The 15,725-nt window shown below is 42.3% G+C and carries 11 protein-coding genes and 2 pseudogenes; 1 reads left to right on the top strand and 12 read right to left on the bottom strand.

Features of this window, described 5'->3' with window-relative positions:
* The 4 genes from JCM15907_RS08870 to JCM15907_RS08855 form a co-directional block, all read right to left on the bottom strand.
* On the bottom strand, positions 1–618 hold a 618-nt coding region (locus JCM15907_RS08870), incomplete at its 3' end, for a transposase (protein WP_025843520.1).
* Positions 619–857: 239 nt separating this feature from the next.
* A complete protein-coding gene (locus JCM15907_RS08865; RefSeq protein ID WP_025843519.1) occupies positions 858–2,417 on the bottom strand; it encodes a T9SS type A sorting domain-containing protein in 1,560 nt (519 codons plus the stop codon).
* 19 nt (positions 2,418–2,436) lie between these two features.
* On the bottom strand, positions 2,437–2,979 hold the full coding sequence (locus JCM15907_RS08860; protein WP_025843518.1) for a T9SS type A sorting domain-containing protein: 543 nt from the start codon (positions 2,977–2,979) through the stop codon (positions 2,437–2,439).
* 185 nt (positions 2,980–3,164) lie between these two features.
* Positions 3,165–4,508 (bottom strand): hypothetical protein, encoded by a 1,344-nt coding sequence (locus JCM15907_RS08855; protein ID WP_148297509.1) that lies wholly within the window; start codon positions 4,506–4,508, stop codon positions 3,165–3,167.
* Between the two features lie 213 nt (positions 4,509–4,721).
* Between JCM15907_RS08855 and JCM15907_RS13070 the strand changes: the two genes are divergently transcribed.
* Positions 4,722–4,997, top strand: coding sequence for a hypothetical protein (locus tag JCM15907_RS13070; RefSeq protein WP_025843516.1), 276 nt, complete (start codon positions 4,722–4,724; stop codon positions 4,995–4,997).
* A 149-nt stretch (positions 4,998–5,146) separates the two neighbouring features.
* On the opposite strand, the gene cls is transcribed toward JCM15907_RS13070, so the two are convergent.
* The 8 genes and pseudogenes from cls to JCM15907_RS08805 form a co-directional block, all read right to left on the bottom strand.
* Complete coding sequence (cls, locus tag JCM15907_RS08845; RefSeq protein WP_025843515.1) at positions 5,147–6,574, bottom strand: cardiolipin synthase; 1,428 nt, start codon at positions 6,572–6,574, stop codon at positions 5,147–5,149.
* A gap of 212 nt (positions 6,575–6,786) precedes the next feature.
* Positions 6,787–8,037, bottom strand: a complete 1,251-nt coding sequence (locus JCM15907_RS08835) for an ABC transporter permease (RefSeq protein WP_025843514.1) — start codon at positions 8,035–8,037, stop codon at positions 6,787–6,789.
* Positions 8,038–8,058: 21 nt separating this feature from the next.
* A pseudogene (locus JCM15907_RS11655) lies at positions 8,059–9,938 on the bottom strand (ABC-F family ATP-binding cassette domain-containing protein).
* An 18-nt stretch (positions 9,939–9,956) separates the two neighbouring features.
* Positions 9,957–10,802 (bottom strand): transglycosylase SLT domain-containing protein, encoded by an 846-nt coding sequence (locus JCM15907_RS12475; protein ID WP_025843513.1) that lies wholly within the window; start codon positions 10,800–10,802, stop codon positions 9,957–9,959.
* Positions 10,803–10,827: 25 nt separating this feature from the next.
* On the bottom strand, positions 10,828–12,255 hold the full coding sequence (gene rlmD, locus JCM15907_RS08820) for a 23S rRNA (uracil(1939)-C(5))-methyltransferase RlmD (RefSeq protein ID WP_025843512.1): 1,428 nt from the start codon (positions 12,253–12,255) through the stop codon (positions 10,828–10,830).
* Positions 12,256–12,264: 9 nt separating this feature from the next.
* Positions 12,265–13,655: pseudogene (gene glmM, locus JCM15907_RS11645) on the bottom strand (phosphoglucosamine mutase).
* 120 nt (positions 13,656–13,775) lie between these two features.
* The gene (locus JCM15907_RS08810) at positions 13,776–14,405 is read right to left on the bottom strand and encodes a DUF4827 family protein (RefSeq protein ID WP_036882901.1); all 630 of its coding nucleotides are present in this window, start codon (positions 14,403–14,405) and stop codon (positions 13,776–13,778) included.
* A gap of 13 nt (positions 14,406–14,418) precedes the next feature.
* Positions 14,419–15,519: a DHH family phosphoesterase gene (locus JCM15907_RS08805; protein WP_051522459.1), complete on the bottom strand. Its 1,101-nt coding sequence runs from the start codon at positions 15,517–15,519 to the stop codon at positions 14,419–14,421.
* Positions 15,520–15,725: the final 206 nt, after the last annotated feature.

Below are 15,725 nucleotides of genomic sequence, written 5' to 3'. Positions count from 1 at the left end.
AGATTTCAACTCCGCCTCCCAATTCAACGCTCCCTCTGTGGGATGATTCACCACACAAAGCACCTCGCGACTACCATCTGGAAGTAGACCCAGCATCGTGTAGTAAGCCTCCTTAGAGACACTATCCTCTCGCCGAGTAAAGGCAAACGTTGCATCAATGTACACTGCCAAATAGTGAGGAGACAATTGGCGTTCTAACCACTTGGATATCTCTGCCTTACTCGTATTGGAAAGGAAGCTAACTTGCTGTTTACTATAGTGATGTCCATAGAGGCGTTCGCACACGGCGCCAATATCTTCGCACGAAAGTCCTCGCGTATAAAGTTCATGGAAGAGCAGGGCGCGTTCGCTTTCCTGATGGGAGAGGATGCCCAAAATCAGGGGCTGGAAATGCCCTGAACGAGTACGTGGAATCCGAAGCTCAAAGCTACAGCCATAGCCCCGCCATCGACGGGGACGGAAACCATTGCACTGTTCGCCTTTATGCTCTTGGACAAAAAGAGAACGTTCTTGCTTGGAGAAGGTGTTCAATAATACACGAATAAGTTCGTTAATACCTGACTCCGATGATAGCATTTCAGAAATAAATGCCGACTTTTGTGATGTTGTAAGCTCCATTGTTCTTAGTTTGTTTTTTCTTCTTACCTCAAAGTTAAGAGCTACGGGGCTTACACACTTTTTGAGGACAGTATCGCCGCATTCAGTTTCAGGGTTATCAAAAGTACAACTGTCTGCTTGACAAAAGAAGGGGCTGCGCCAAAATCTGATTTTGACACAGCCCTTTTTTACAGTTAAAGAAGTAATACAGCTATTATTACTCTAATAGTAGCTACATTGATAGATTAATCGAAAGCCATTTACGGCACTATCACTTTTATAACGGTGGTATTGACACGTACAAAGTAGACTCCAGGCTCCAAAACCAAAGGGATGCTTTGTACTATTTGTCCATTGTACACCTCTCTACCACAAATATCGTAGAGAGTAAAGGAAAGAGTTGCCTCGTTGGGACAATAGAACCTAAGCGCACCATTGCTATACCAAACGTTAAAAGGATTGATAATCCGATCGATAGCAGAAGGAAACGAAGTGTGCCATTTCAATTCAGGATGATTGAGTCCTTGGGTAATTACCCACGTGTTGGTAAAATCCCACTCCTTGAAAGATGCAGCCTTTTGCATAGCCTCACTATTGAGAGCTGTAAGTTCTACATCAGCATGAGAGGTGCCTCCTACCCCTTCAAGAGCGGTATTGGTATCACTTGCATAGTAGCATCCCATAACAACACCGCCTGCTTTAGCTCCCATAAAAGCACCACAAGAAGCATCAGTAGATTCAACCCGACTTGCCGAAAAACAATGTTTAATAGAGGCAGTAGAATAAGCCATCCTTCCTACTAAACCACCACACAAAGTATTACCTTCGACCGTGGCTGTACTATAACTATCTTGCAAGGTAGCCTCCTCATGCGCTCCCACGACTCCACCAATAAAGCTATCTCCCTTTAGGGTACTCTTTATTGTTAAGCAACGAGCAATCTCTGCTTCCTTACTACCTCCAGCTATACCTCCAACATATACATTTCCCTGAACATCAAGATTAACTGCACGGCACTCAAGCACTTTAGAACGCATCACATAACCCACTACACCTCCAGCATAGCGACCATTATCTCGAGCTATCACCGTTCCCTGTGCAGTACAGTGCTCCACGGTCCCTTCGCTACTCCAACCAACGATAGAACCAATCCAATCTTGCCCTTTTACAGTAGCAGACGATGAACAGCCATACACCACAGCTTCACTATAGATATAACCTACCACACCGCCAACATACAGAGCAGCCTCTACACTACCGCCGACAACATGGCAATTGGTTACCTTACCGTCGAAAAGATAAGCCAGTAAGCAGGCTGCATTTTCGCTAACCAAAATTTCAGGGGCTTCTATACGTATATTCTTTAGTTCCCCTCCAGATACATAGCCAAAAAGACCTCCATATATCGCTTGGGGGCGGTTTTCATACAAACCTCTAATTGTATAATTTTTTCCGTCATAAATCCCCTTAAATCCTACCTTGGTCAAAAGGTAATTAATATAGTAGTATCCACCTATGGGCTTCCAGCCCTTTCCCCCATTCCACGAACGGGTTTCACTCATATCAATATCCTGGGTTTGCTCAAAGTAAACATCTGTGAAGTCAAACTTTTTACTATTCACTTCTCCCGCAATCCACAGAAGATGCTCAATAGAGCTTATTTTATAGGGATTCTCTTGTGTACCCTCTCCCGAAGGTTCTTTGGCGCGCTCCACAGGATATTCATCTTCTTCCTGTGTATAGGCAGGTAGAGGCGCAAGAAAAGAGAGGAAAAAGACAATGGGAAAGAGAAATAACTTCTTTACAAAACAATGTGTCATAACTTACCTCCTTTTCAGATTAGTAAACGAAAACGTAGGCTTGATGCCCTACTCTAACAATATAAGTACCTTGAACAAGGTTTTCCAAATGCAATGTATGTGTCCCCATGGGTAAAGTCCATTGACGCAATAACTTTCCATCATTACTATATAGACTTATAGGATTAACCCCTTGACTTTCGACTACTAATTGCCTTGAGGAAGCAATGAAGTAAACAGGTAACTTTTGAGCCAATACCTCTTCTGTCTGTGATTCGACCTTAGGAATCATAGTTACCATAATATCTTCTAACACATAAATACTGAGAGAATTATCTGTATAAGGCTCACTACTATTAGAGAGATAAGGTTTTCCATTTACTTCCCAATGGTCTACAGGAACTTTACCTGCAGGATTTTCTATGGGATATGTTTCAAAAAGGACTTCATCTCCAGGTCCTACGGGAGAGTCAGGCTCTATCTCGGGCGACCCCTCTACGCTTCGATGCTTACAACGCAAAGCATACTTTGGATCTTCAGGTTGATCAAATGTTACGGTATATGTTTTTCCTATTGGATGCAAAACAGCCTCGAGGTCAAACCCCTTAGGTAATTGTCCTTTGTAAAAAACATCAGGTCTGGCAGGGAAGATATTCCCCTCAAGAAGCCAGCGAGTAAGGGCATATCCGTCTTTTATATGACTATCAAAATATACACCTCCTTTATGGGGTAGGATGTATTTATCTTTAGTACCCTCTTTTGGCGCAACTACAGAACCAGCTCTCCATTCTCTTCAATATTTACTTCTCCTCCAGTAGAACCTTCTTCTGGTACAAAGAAACGAACCTCTATAGCCTCTGCCGTAGCAACATCATATTCCGCTGCTTCCATAATCCCATCAACGCGTACCTGTTTCTTGTTATACATACCAAAGATGTCTCGCATCTTATCTCCATCCTTACGCTTCCACAAATGAATCACGTATCCATTTTTAGGCACAAACTGAAGATAAAAAGGCTTGCCTTTAGGTACTTTATAACTTACACCATCTGCCTCAGGGGCAATAACATCACCGAGTTCTTCACCATTAGCTCTAAAAACGCTACGACTTGCCATGTGGGTAGCTTTTTTACCAAATGTAAGAAGGACCGTTTCTTCGGGTACAACAATCTCAGAAACTAAGACAACTCTTACATTCAAATTGGAATAGGCCTTAATGTCTATTTGTGAGGTTACAATAGGTTCCCCCGTAGCATCTGTATAAGTCTTGTCATTGACAATCCATTTTTCTATTTCGGGAGCCGAGCCGTCAAGGGTTTCTATCACAAAAGTTAGAGTACTTCCTGGCTCTATTTTGTCTCCTGATGCAACTTCCTGATTGCTACTATTCTTGCAAGTTATCGTATGGTCATCTACCTGTGAGTAGGTTACTTCAAATGTATCTCCCTCTTTGTAGGTTAAAGGTTCTACTCGTAAATCTTTTTCTATTGCAGATTGATACCATTCATTAGGATTTTGAAAAGGAATATTCTCATTTATTTTCCATCCCATAAGGTAATAACCATCTTTTAGGTTAGGGTCAAAGTAGCAAGCCCTACCTAAAGGAAGCATAACTTTTCCATTTTCTCCTACCTGTATTTCAAAACCATAATCATTTTGCTCCTCAATATTTACCAAAGGGCCATCGGTTATTTGTGCATCTACTTTGAAAGTTACTTCTACTAACTGAGCGATATCAAGACTAATGATAACATCCGTTTTAGGCATAGTCAATTGATGCGTAAGCAGAGAATAACTATTCCTTACTTCTCGCCCTGACTGTTTCCAAAGATGTGCCACATAGCCCTCTTTTATAGAAGCCTTAAGTTGAAGTTCAGTTCCTGGTAAGATAAAAGCCTGGCGATTTTCATCTAAAACCACAGCTTGAGTATAATTACCAGAAGCATCTTTCGAATAGAGTTCGATTTTCTCTAAGCCTTTGACTTCTCCAACAGGAGTAAAGATGAGTTTTTGGGTTGAGCTTTGCGCCTGCATAGCAAAACAAAAGGCAACAAGGAGTGTTACGCTCCACATTCCTTTCAACCATCTACCATTAAGCAGTGTTCTTTTCATTGTATTTATCTGTTTATTAGTGAAACTGTTCAAAAAAGAAAATACCAACACTTGCTTTTTTACATTTAGTATTATAAAGAGTAGAAGTGTTGTTTTTCACAAAAATATATAAACCATTTGAAACACATTAGATAGCGAGTAACTTTTTGCACACATTTTTAAAACAACATCTCCTACTTATAGCTAAGAGATAAATTCAATAGAAATGGTTGCATGGGCTTCAAAAAGTCTGTTGTAACGAAACTCTTGCAAAACTATACAGAATGCTGTGATCACAACAGGTCCATAAGGCGAAAACAGAGCAAGTTTAGTGGTTCTTCCAAAGCGATTTATCGAGACTTAAAAGGGATTGAAAGGGTGGCTAAAAGGAGTGTACAAAAGTATGCTCCCCAAGCCAATGTCGAAAATAATACAGTGAAAGGAATAGGGAAAACAATCCTCAATAGAGGTTTTCTCATTAAGATTACTACACGAGTCAAAAAGGTATAATACATTGCTTCAAAACCATCTGTGTAAACTCTCAAAAGGTATAATGGTTCTGCTTGAGAGGATTAACCCTTACAAGTACAATGCAATTCTTCTCCAAAGATTGGGAAGATTATCTATTAAAAATGGATAAAAGGGAGAAAAAAAGGAGACTAAAGTAATGGAGAGAATAGACGGAAGAAACTCTCCTTTAGTTTTTGACCACGCGAACGTTTACTCCACGAAGAGAGAGCAAGATCTTGGCTACAAGCAAGATCTTCAAAGAAAGTTTTATTCACTCGACCCGTAAACTCCGCACTATAAAAAAGGGCGGAACTCTCAAAATTATGCTCGAAACTTCGGAAATCCATATTAGCAGAACCGATGAAAGAGAGTTGCCCATCTACCGTAAGTACCTTAGAGTGCAAAAAACCCTTTTCATACAAATAAACCTTTACTCCTGCCAATAACAACTCTTCTATGTAGGAAAGCGAAGCATACTGTGTGGCTAAAGAATCTCCCCCCTTAGGCAATATCAAACGTACATCAATCCCTCCCAAAGCTGCTATCGTTAGTGCATGGCTCAAAGTAGGAGTTGGAAGAAAGTAAGGGGTCTCTATATAAACACTCCGAGAGGCTCGTAGTATCATGCTGATAAAAGTCTGTTCTATAGAGCGCCACGCCCCAAAAGGAGTTCCCAAAACAAGTTGCATCGGGATAGTCTCTTGAGTTGTATCTAAAAGTTGGGGCAAAAAGTAGTCGTGAAAATAGACCACTCGTCTCGTCACCAAATACCAATCTATCAAGAACGAGCTTTGTAATTCCGAGACTGCAGCCCCTGTAATACGTACATGAGTATCTCGCCAAGGTCCCAATTCATTACCTTTATAGTAACGATTGGCTATATTCATTCCTCCTATATAGCCCACTTTACCATCTATAATAGTTATTTTGCGGTGGTTGCGATAGTTAACCTTGGAGGTAAAGAAAGGAAAAACAACCTTCATAAAGGGATAGATTTGTATCCCACTATCTCTTAATCGATTGAGAAACTTCTTTTTCGTTTTCCAAGACCCCACATCATCATAGAGGATACGCACTTTCACGCCTTCTCTCGCTTTCCGTACCAAAAGCGAAGCAAAGCGTTCCCCCAACTCATCGCTATCAAAAGCATAATACTCTAAATGTATATGATGGGTGGCTTGCTCTATATCCTGTAGCAAAGTTTCAAACTTCTCTTTGCCCCGAACAAACAAATCAGCATGCTCTACAGGCAAAAGGGGAGCGTTGGAAATCTCTTTACATAAATGAACCAAAGGATGGTAGGTAGATGGTATCTTCTCAATAAGTTCTCTATTGGTATGCTCTCCAAAAGAATATGGCAGGCTACTAAGACGGTGATACACCTTACGATGAATCATATTGACATGCCTAAGATCTTGCCCAAAAAGGAAATAGAAACCAATCCCTACTACAGGTACCAACAAAACGACTATTACCCAAGCTATAGCCTTGATAGGGTTACGATTTTCTGCCATTACCACCACGGCAATGGTCAGAACAAGTATTCCGTAGAGTATGCTTACGATGAGGGAAAGCATTTTTAGAACCTATGACAACTACTCTTTTTTAGACTACAAAAAACTACAAGAGAAGAGGTATCTCCTCTTGCAACAGCGCAAATGTAAGTAAATTAAAATAGATACTACATTATCTTATCGCTAAAAACAATACATTTTATCAATACAAGAGAGATTTCTCCCCCTTGTCCTAAGTGATAGAAATAACTTCTATTAGAGCTCTTTGAAGCTAACTATTGGTTAAAACGAATTGTTTGTATGGAGCGAATACGAGCTATAATACGTATAGGAAATAGCAAGAACAGCATCGAAAGAGTAAAAGTGCCGATATTGACCAATATAAACCCGAGCCAATTCCACGCAACAGGCACTTTAGATACATAGTAGGACGAAGGGTCTAAGGAGAGTATTCCCGTCGTACTCTGTACAATAGAAAGGGTAAGAGCTATCAAGTTGCCCCAAAGCATCCCCCTACCTATAATAAAAGTAGCTAAGTAGAGAAATAAAGAGCGGAAAGTCTGTTGCGTAGCTCCCAAGGCTTTCAGAAGCCCCACCATCTGAGTTCTATCTAAAATAAGGATTAGTAACCCCGTAATAAGAGTAAAAGCAGCAACTAAGGAAAGTAGCGTGATAAGAAGCAGGATATTGGAGTCTAACATATCCAACCATACAAAGATTTGGGGCAAAGTCTCCTCTGCGTAATTCCAACCCACAGATTGCGATGTTATTTGTGTAGAGCGAGAAAGCTCTCCAATGATAGCCTCAACAATAGCATCGGGAGGAGTAGTGCGGTCTAAGAATAGTTGAATTTGAGAAACTTGACTCTCTTCCGCACCAAGAGCTCTCGCTATGGGAGAGAAGGGGGCAATTACCAAAGGTCCTCCCACTTGAGGTATATCTACTATACCTGCCAATGTAAAGGAGCGCATAGTAATATCTTCTGCCGTGAGGTAAAGCGCGACTTTATCTCCAACGGACAAGTTCATCTTCTGAGCAGTCTCTTGCGAAAGCAGGATAGGATTATGTAGAGTATCAGTATCATCAAAAGCGGGAATACTACCTGAAAGGAGGAAATCTTTTACTCTCTTAAAGCTCTCTCCCGAATTAACAGCTGTTACCACCACTCCCTCATAGGACTCTTTCGTTTTTAGGATACCTGCTGTTTGCAACTCCCGTCGCACCTCTTTCACGCCCTCTATCTTTTGTAAAGAGAGTAAGATGTCGTCCGATATTTCAAAAAAGTCCGAGGTTATATGTCCCTCTGAGGCATTGCTCAAAATGATATCGCCCGTAAGAAGCGTTATTTTATTTCGCACCTCTTGACGAAACCCAGACCCCACAAAAACGGTAAGTAGCATCACTGTCAAACTGAGAGCAATACCTGCTATCGTAAAGCGTAGAAGAGCTGTTATGGGACGCCCCTTCGACTCTTTACGTCGAGATAGTCTGCGCGCAATAAACCAAGAGAAATGACTATTGTTCATTGTTTCTTACTCGGCTCTATACTACGCTCCTAATTCAGACAACTCCAGCCAACGCATCGACTTTTCTTCCAAAAGATTAGAAAGCTCTTCATACTCTCTGCCCACGGATAGTAGATGGTCGGAGGATAAAGTACCCGAAGACATCTGCCGAGATAGCTCTGCTGTCTTTTCTTCCAACATAGCTATCTCTTGCTCTAAACACTCGAACTCTTTCTCTTCCTTATAGGAGCGTTTCTGTTTGCGCTCTTTACGGCGTTCGTTCTCCTGCAACGCAACTGCATTTTTCTTCTGCTTCTCCTGCTCCAAACGATTAGTTTCAAGGGCAAGAAGTTGCTCCTTCCACTCCCTATACTGAGAGTAATTACCCGGAAAGTCTCGCACAATGCCGTCTCCCTCAAAGACAAAAAGATGCTCAACCAAAGCATCCATAAAGTAACGATCGTGACTTACAATGATAAGACATCCTTTGAACTCTCTTAAATACTCCTCCAAAACGCCCAATGTAATTAGGTCAAGGTCGTTCGTAGGCTCATCCAATATAAGAAAGTTAGGACCCTGAACCAACACCGTACAGAGATATAAACGCCTTAGTTCGCCACCGCTTAATTTCTCTATCGGAGTATATTGACGCTCTGGAGTAAAAAGAAATCTCGTGAGCATCTGTGAGGCAGAGATAGTTCTCTCACCCTCTGGGAGCGAGATATTATCGGCAATGTCGGTCATAACCTCAATAACTCGCTTATCGGGAGGAAAGTTTCCGCCCTGCTGACTAAAATAGCCAAATCGAACGGTTTCTCCTATGTCGAAACAACCTTTATCAGGTACTAACTCTCCCAATAAAAGTTTCAAAAAAGAGGTCTTACCTACTCCATTGGGTCCTACAATCCCTACCTTATCATAACGGGCAAAAATGTATTCAAAATCTTTAAGGATAACCTTCTCCCCAAAAGAGAAATTGACACCTTGAGCGGAAAATATTTTATTGCCCAAATAGACCTTATCGGCGGAAAGCTGTGGACCACACTCCTCTTTAGGGGGAGTTATCAACTGCTGTAATTCATAAAAAGCATCCTTACGAGCTTTCTGTTTTCCCCCTCTCGCCTGAGGTTGGCGACGCATCCATTCGAGTTCCCTTCGATAAAGATTATTCGCTTTTTGAGCAGCCTCTCGCTCCGCCTCAATACGTTCTATACGTCTCTCAAGGTATCTCTCGAAGCCACACTGATAACTATAAGCCTTCAATGGTGTTAGCTCCATAAAGGAAGAGCAAACTCTATCTAAAAAATAGCGGTCGTGAGTAACCAATAGCAAGGCGAGCTTACTACGAGAAAGGTATTTTTCTAACCACTCAATCACCTCTAAGTCTAAGTGGTTGGTGGGTTCGTCCAATATCAATAAATCGGGTTCTGTAAGCAAAACGCCAGCCAAGGCAACTCGTTTCTGCTCTCCTCCCGAAAGGGAGTCGACTGGACGAGATAGGTCTGGCACCGAAAGACGATGCAAAATCTCTTCTGCCTTACGCTCATAATCCCAAGCCTGTAGTGCATCCATCTGAGGTAGCAACCTCTCTATCGTAGCTGTATCTCCCTGCATTGAAGCCTTACGCCACTCCCCCACTAAAGAAGCCACCTTATCCAAAGAATTAAAACACGCCTCTAAAATAGAGCCTCCTCGGGGCAATACGGTCTTTTGAGGCAGGTAAACAATCTTTATGTCTCTACGTTTGGTTATAAACCTGTGTCGGGAGTCTCCTCTCCGACGAGGATACGTAGCAAAGTGGTTTTACCAGTTCCATTAGCAGCAATAAGTCCGACTTTCTCACCTTCTTCTATAGAAAAAGATATGTTCGAAAAAAGGAGTCTATCTCCATAAGCCTTTGAAATCTGATCTACCTGCAACATAAATAAGTAAAAGAAAGATTACCCCTCTGCAGCCCACACCTCGTCGGCATAACTTTGGGCATAAGTGAGCACTTTAGTTATATAATTGATTGTATGCTTACCATTGAAACGGCCATAACGTAGCCCCTTGGTAGCATAATACTTCTTCTCCGACATCTTGAGGATATAGGGCATTACCTCGTCCCACTTTAGAGGGTCGGCTCCATAGTGTTGAGCTACCTTTTGCGCATCACTAATATGTCCTGGACCACTCACGTAAGATGCTATTATAAAGAGCATTTTATCGTACGATTCGGGCACTTTAGAAAAGTATCTTTCCAACGACTGTATACAACGAACAGAAGCGTTTACGGCATTTTTAGCGTTCTTTATCTGGGTGCGATTGTAGCCATATCTCCGTGCTGTAGCTGGCATAATACCCATCAACCCTCCCGATACTGTAGGGCGAAAACCCGACTCTACCTTGCCAATAGCTGCCAAAATAGTCCAGTCCCAAGCTAGCCTCTCCGCCGCTTCGATAAATAGTTGGTCATAAGAAGATATCTTCACCCTCTGCGAAGTTGGGGTTTTCCTTAACAAAAAGGTATAGGAATACAAAAAAGAATTTGAGTCTTTGAAACAAGAAGGCATATCTAAAGGCTGAAAAACAGCACTATCAACCTCCAAACTCATAGAAGATTGCCTGAGGCTCGCTACATATTGCCCCTCCTGTACAGCGAAGGAGTTTCTATTAGCTGCCATCATACGCATGGGTAATATTACCACTATCAAAGAACTCAACAAGAGTGAGACCTCTGGCCAGGCAGAGGTCAACCAGCTAAAAAGGTCTTTCTGACAAGAAAATTCTTTTATCCATTTCTTCATTACAGATATAAGAACAGTTCAACAACTATATATGTTCCAGTAACAGAACATTTTCCACATGATGCGTATGAGGGAACATATCCACCGCTTGGGAAGTTACCGCCCTATATCCACCCTCTACAAGTAAGGCTACATCCCTCGCCTGAGTGGCAGGATTACAGCTCACATAAACAATACGAGCAGGGGCTGTACGAAGCAAAGTCTTTATAACATCAGGATGCATACCCGCACGTGGTGGGTCAGTTATAACAACATCTGGCTGCCCTTCACGAGCAATAAATTCGTCCGTAAGCAGGTCTTTCATATCGCCTGCATAGAAAGAGGTATTCTCTATGTTATTTATAGAGCTATTGAGCTTGGCATCCTCTATTGCCTCCGGTACATACTCTATACCCACTACCTTATGAGCCTTGCGAGCAATGAAATTAGCGATAGTACCCGTCCCTGTATAGAGGTCATAGACCACCTCTGTACCTTTTAAGTCTGCCAACTCTCGAGCCACACTATACAGCGTGTAGGCCTGCTTACTATTAGTCTGATAGAACGACTTAGGACCTACTCTAAAGATAAGGTCTTCCATCTTTTCTTCAATATAAGGTTTACCGAAGAAAGTATATACCTCTAAATCTCCAATCGTATCGTTGCACTTAGTATTAATGACATAAAGTAGAGAAGTTATCTCTGGGAAACGCATAACAATGGCGTTTAAGAGAGCTTCTCTTGCCTCTTTTTGCTCTTGAGCAAAAGCGACAAGCACCATAGTATCTCCCGTCGAAGTAGTACGTATCATCAATGTGCGCATGACCCCTTGCTGCTCTCGAAGGTCAAAAAAAGGATATTGTTCAATACGCTCTTTACAGAAGTTGCCTACAAAATTACGAATATCATCGCTCAACGAAGCACCCAAATAACAGTGCTCTAAATCCAAAACTTTATCAAATTTGCCTGGTATGTGAAACCCTAATCCTGCTCGCTCAGCATCAGTAATAGCTTCAGGTAAGGAACTCATCTCAGCATCGGTTATCCATCTGCGATTGCTGAACGTAAACTCCAACTTATTTCTATAAAAGTAAACCTCAGTAGAGGGTAATATGGGACGATATTCTCCAATAGAGACTTTAGCAATACGCTCCATAGCATCTCTCACTTGGGTATCCTTAGCTTTTAACTGCTCCTCATAGGGTAAATGCTGCCACTTACAACCTCCACAGATACCAAAATGGCTACAACGCGGCTCTATGCGTAAAGGAGAAGGCTCATTAATTGCCACAATACGTCCCTCGGCATAGTTCCTCTTCTTACGCAAAATCTGAACTTGGCATCGGTCGCCGGGAACTCCATAAGGAATAAAAATGACCATTTCATCCCAATAAGCGATGGATTGCCCCTCGGCAGCTATGCGCTCAATGAGTACATTATCCAATAATGGTAAAGGTTTCTTATTACGTGCCACGCTTGATATTTATTTCAAAAGGCTCAAAACTACTTCCCTAAATTGATTTGCCAAAGCATCTGCTTCTCCTTGAGTAGCAGCCTCTGTGTAAATACGGATAATAGGTTCCGTATTACTGGGGCGAATGTGTACCCAAGAAGAGGCAAAGTCTATTTTAACGCCATCAATGGTATTGGGCGTATGCTCAGCATAGAGCTTCTCTATCTGTGATAGTAAAGCCCGTATATCAGTACCCTCTGGGAGGTCTGCCCGCTGCTTACTCATAAAATAGTTAGGATACTCTGCTCGAAGAGCACTTACACTCTTTCTCTTTTTCGCCAAATGAGTCAAAAAGAGTGCTATACCCAAAAGGGCATCTCTACCTGCGTGTAACTTGGGATAAATAACCCCTCCGTTACCTTCACCTCCAATGAGGGCGTTGGTTTCTTTCATCTTAGTAACCACATTAACCTCGCCTACAGCAGCAGCGGCATATGTACCCCTCTCCCCTTTTTCGGTTACATCACGCAAGGCACGTGTAGAACTCAAGTTAGAAACTGTATTGCCTCCTCCGTGAAACTCCAATAGATAGTCTGCTACAGCTACCAGAGTGTACTCCTCTCCAAAAGGCAATCCTTGCTCATCAATAATGGCAAGTCGGTCTACGTCGGGGTCTACCGAAAAGCCAACATCTGCTCTCTGCTCTTTAACAGTATGAGAAAGCTCTGTAAGATGATGAGGAAGAGGCTCTGGATTGTGTGCAAAATGCCCCGTAGGCTCATCAAATAGAGGAAAGATAGTCGTTACTCCCAACTTATCAAGGAGATAGGGAACAGCAATACCCCCTACGGAGTTGATGCTATCAAAAGCGACCCTAAAGCCCGCTTTACGGATAGCCTCTACATCTACCTCTTCCATCTCTACTATCTTCTGACAATGCTCTTTCAGATAGTCTGCCATGGTAACTTTACCCATCTGCTCTACAGATACGTAGGAAAAAGACTCTGCCTCAGCAATAGCAAGGACCGATCTGCCTCTGCATCGGAAAGGAACTCTCCATTCCCTCCCAAGAGTTTGAGGGCATTCCACTGCTTGGGATTATGGCTTGCCGTTATAATAATCCCCCCTTGAGCCTTGTAGCCTATAACTGCCATCTCTGTGGTGGGTGTGGTAGCAAGGTCTATATCTATCACATCGCACCCAATAGCTATGAGTGTACCCGTTACAATACGACGCACCATATCTCCAGATATACGAGCATCTCGCCCTACTACAATAAGCGGTTTATCTAACCCAGATTGCTCCTTTATAAAGGTAGCATAAGCAGCTGTAAAGCGAGTGATAGAAAGAGGATTCAAGCCCTCTTGTACGGCACCACCTATAGTGCCTCGAATACCTGAAATGGATTTTATTAACGACATTACTTTATTATATAGCATCTTTCGCCTCTCTACTCTCCTTTAAGTTAAGATCGGAAAGAAAGAAGGCTTTTGGTTTATATTTTATGGTATTTAGTAGTGGTTATCGCTCTCAGAGAAGCATCAATACTTTGAAAACTCGTAGCGCACCTCTTCGCAGTACATAGAAAGACCCGTCTCATAGTTCAGCTCAGGGCCTATCGCAAAGGGGATAATAAGGCGCACCTTAGCACCATTGCCCAACAAACTCATAGGGAAAGCCAACCCCTCACACATAAGAGAGTTGAGATTGGAAGAGGGAGCCGAAGGAAGTTTAATAAAGTGCAAAGCCCCTCTATTGTAACGATCTACGTAGAGAAACTCCATATCTTGATACCCTCCATTCGAGAGGTTATCAAAAGAAAGTTGCTTGACGTCCTTAAACATATGCCCTTTAAGGCGTACATTGACACGCGTTTTCTCAGGAATAGCACGCTCTCCGCCTTTTTCTATAACACACATATAGAGGTTATTACTGAACTTATAGTAAACATCGGGTTTGAACTCTTGCTGCCCCTCTTTAGCTTTTTCGACCACAATGTTATTAGAGGCGATAAACTTGTCAATAGCCTTTTCTTCCTCTCGCAAGAGCTGTGTAAGCGATTTTATCTCTTTCTCCTTCTGACAAGATACCCATAGGGGAGAAAACCCTATAAAGAAAAACAAGAAGAAGGGCAACATACGTTTCATATTCAACGAAATAGAAGCATTCATAAAAAACATACTATTATTTATTTTGTGTTGTGTGATGTGTTTTCATATAGTCTAAAAAGAGAGCCACTGCCTGCTCCAAAGTAGCATCAGGCATCTCTCCACCTGAAGCATTTTTGTGTCCCCCTCCTCCATAGCATTGACGAGAGAGTTCGTTTACGGGAATGTCTCCAATCGAGCGAAGCGATATTTTGATCCCCTCATCTACCGTCTCTCTAAAAAAGGCAGAGCAAGTAACGCCCTCTATATCCAAAGGCTTATTGACCAAACCATCCGTATCTCCCACTGAGACTTCGAAACGCTCCAACTCCTCCAACGATAGGGTAAAATAGGCAGCACTAATCTCCCGGCACACCTTGACTTTTTCATAAAGGATATACCCCTCAAGGCGTTGTCGCTTCTCTTTGAAGTTATGGAATACTTTGTCTACAACAAGGTCTTTGTCTGCACCGCAACGCAAAAGAGCTGCCACGAGTTCATAAAGAGATGGAGAAGATGAGTTATGATTAAAAAGCCCTGTATCTGTCATAATACCTGTTAGCAATGCCGTTGCCGCCTCTTTGGAGATAGCACTGCTCCCCTCACCCTCTAAAAAAAGGCGAGCGACAACCTCTGCCGTAGCCGATGCTTCGGTACAACTCCACTGCCAATCAAATTCATCAAAAGGATCCAAATGATGATCTATCATAAGTACAGGAACAGGATGGGCTGCCAAAGCCAGACGCAAACGCTCTTCCAAATTCTTTCCGACTCTGTACAAAGCATTAAAATCCAAACAAAGGAGCAAATCGGCATTACGTAAAGCCTCATCAATACGCATCCCATCAGTCTCCTCCAAAAGTATTTGCCCTGCCCCCTCCATCCAGAGCAGATTGCTGGGTAGACCTCCCGACATAACAACAGAGACATTCATTCCCTTTCCTTGTAGTATAAGGCGCATTGCCAAAGTGCTCCCCACCGAATCTCCATCGGGAGAGCGATGTCCAAAAAGAACAACATTATGCGCCTCTTTCAAAAAGGCATTCAGCTCACTCCATGCCTTTTTATAGTCTCTGTTAGGTATCTTTATTGCTGTCATCAGAGCAAAAGTAGTACTTTTTGACTCTTCTATAAACATATTACCTTACAAAGGATAACCTAAAAAAGAAAGTATCTGTGCTAACTCGCAAAAGGGTTAATGGTTTCGAGAGTTTGCACGGAGGGTTTTGTGGCAAAGGGTTAATGGTAGTAAGAGGGATAAAAAGAGCCTTTGAATCGCTATTGACAGATCAGTGTACTCTAAGACATCAAAATATTTTACAGCTACGACAGTAGTCTACAAAA

Origin of the sequence: Porphyromonas gingivicanis JCM 15907, from assembly GCF_000614585.1 — a bacterium.
GTDB lineage: Bacteria > Bacteroidota > Bacteroidia > Bacteroidales > Porphyromonadaceae > Porphyromonas > Porphyromonas gingivicanis.
Note: the sequence above shows the minus strand (reverse complement) of the source record. Positions and strands in the feature narration are given on the sequence as shown.

Bases quoted from the DNA above. Each gene is read 5' to 3' on its own strand.
- JCM15907_RS08865 (WP_025843519.1), bottom strand. From the start codon at position 2,417: ATGACACATTGTTTTGTAAAGAAGTTATTTCTCTTTCCCATTGTCTTT.
- JCM15907_RS08855 (WP_148297509.1), bottom strand. From the start codon at position 4,508: ATGAAAAGAACACTGCTTAATGGTAGATGGTTGAAAGGAATGTGGAGC.
- JCM15907_RS13070 (WP_025843516.1), top strand. From the start codon at position 4,722: ATGGGCTTCAAAAAGTCTGTTGTAACGAAACTCTTGCAAAACTATACA.
- cls (WP_025843515.1), bottom strand. From the start codon at position 6,574: ATGCTTTCCCTCATCGTAAGCATACTCTACGGAATACTTGTTCTGACC.
- JCM15907_RS08835 (WP_025843514.1), bottom strand. From the start codon at position 8,037: ATGAACAATAGTCATTTCTCTTGGTTTATTGCGCGCAGACTATCTCGA.
- JCM15907_RS12475 (WP_025843513.1), bottom strand. From the start codon at position 10,802: ATGAAGAAATGGATAAAAGAATTTTCTTGTCAGAAAGACCTTTTTAGC.
- JCM15907_RS08810 (WP_036882901.1), bottom strand. From the start codon at position 14,405: ATGAATGCTTCTATTTCGTTGAATATGAAACGTATGTTGCCCTTCTTC.
- JCM15907_RS08805 (WP_051522459.1), bottom strand. From the start codon at position 15,519: ATGTTTATAGAAGAGTCAAAAAGTACTACTTTTGCTCTGATGACAGCA.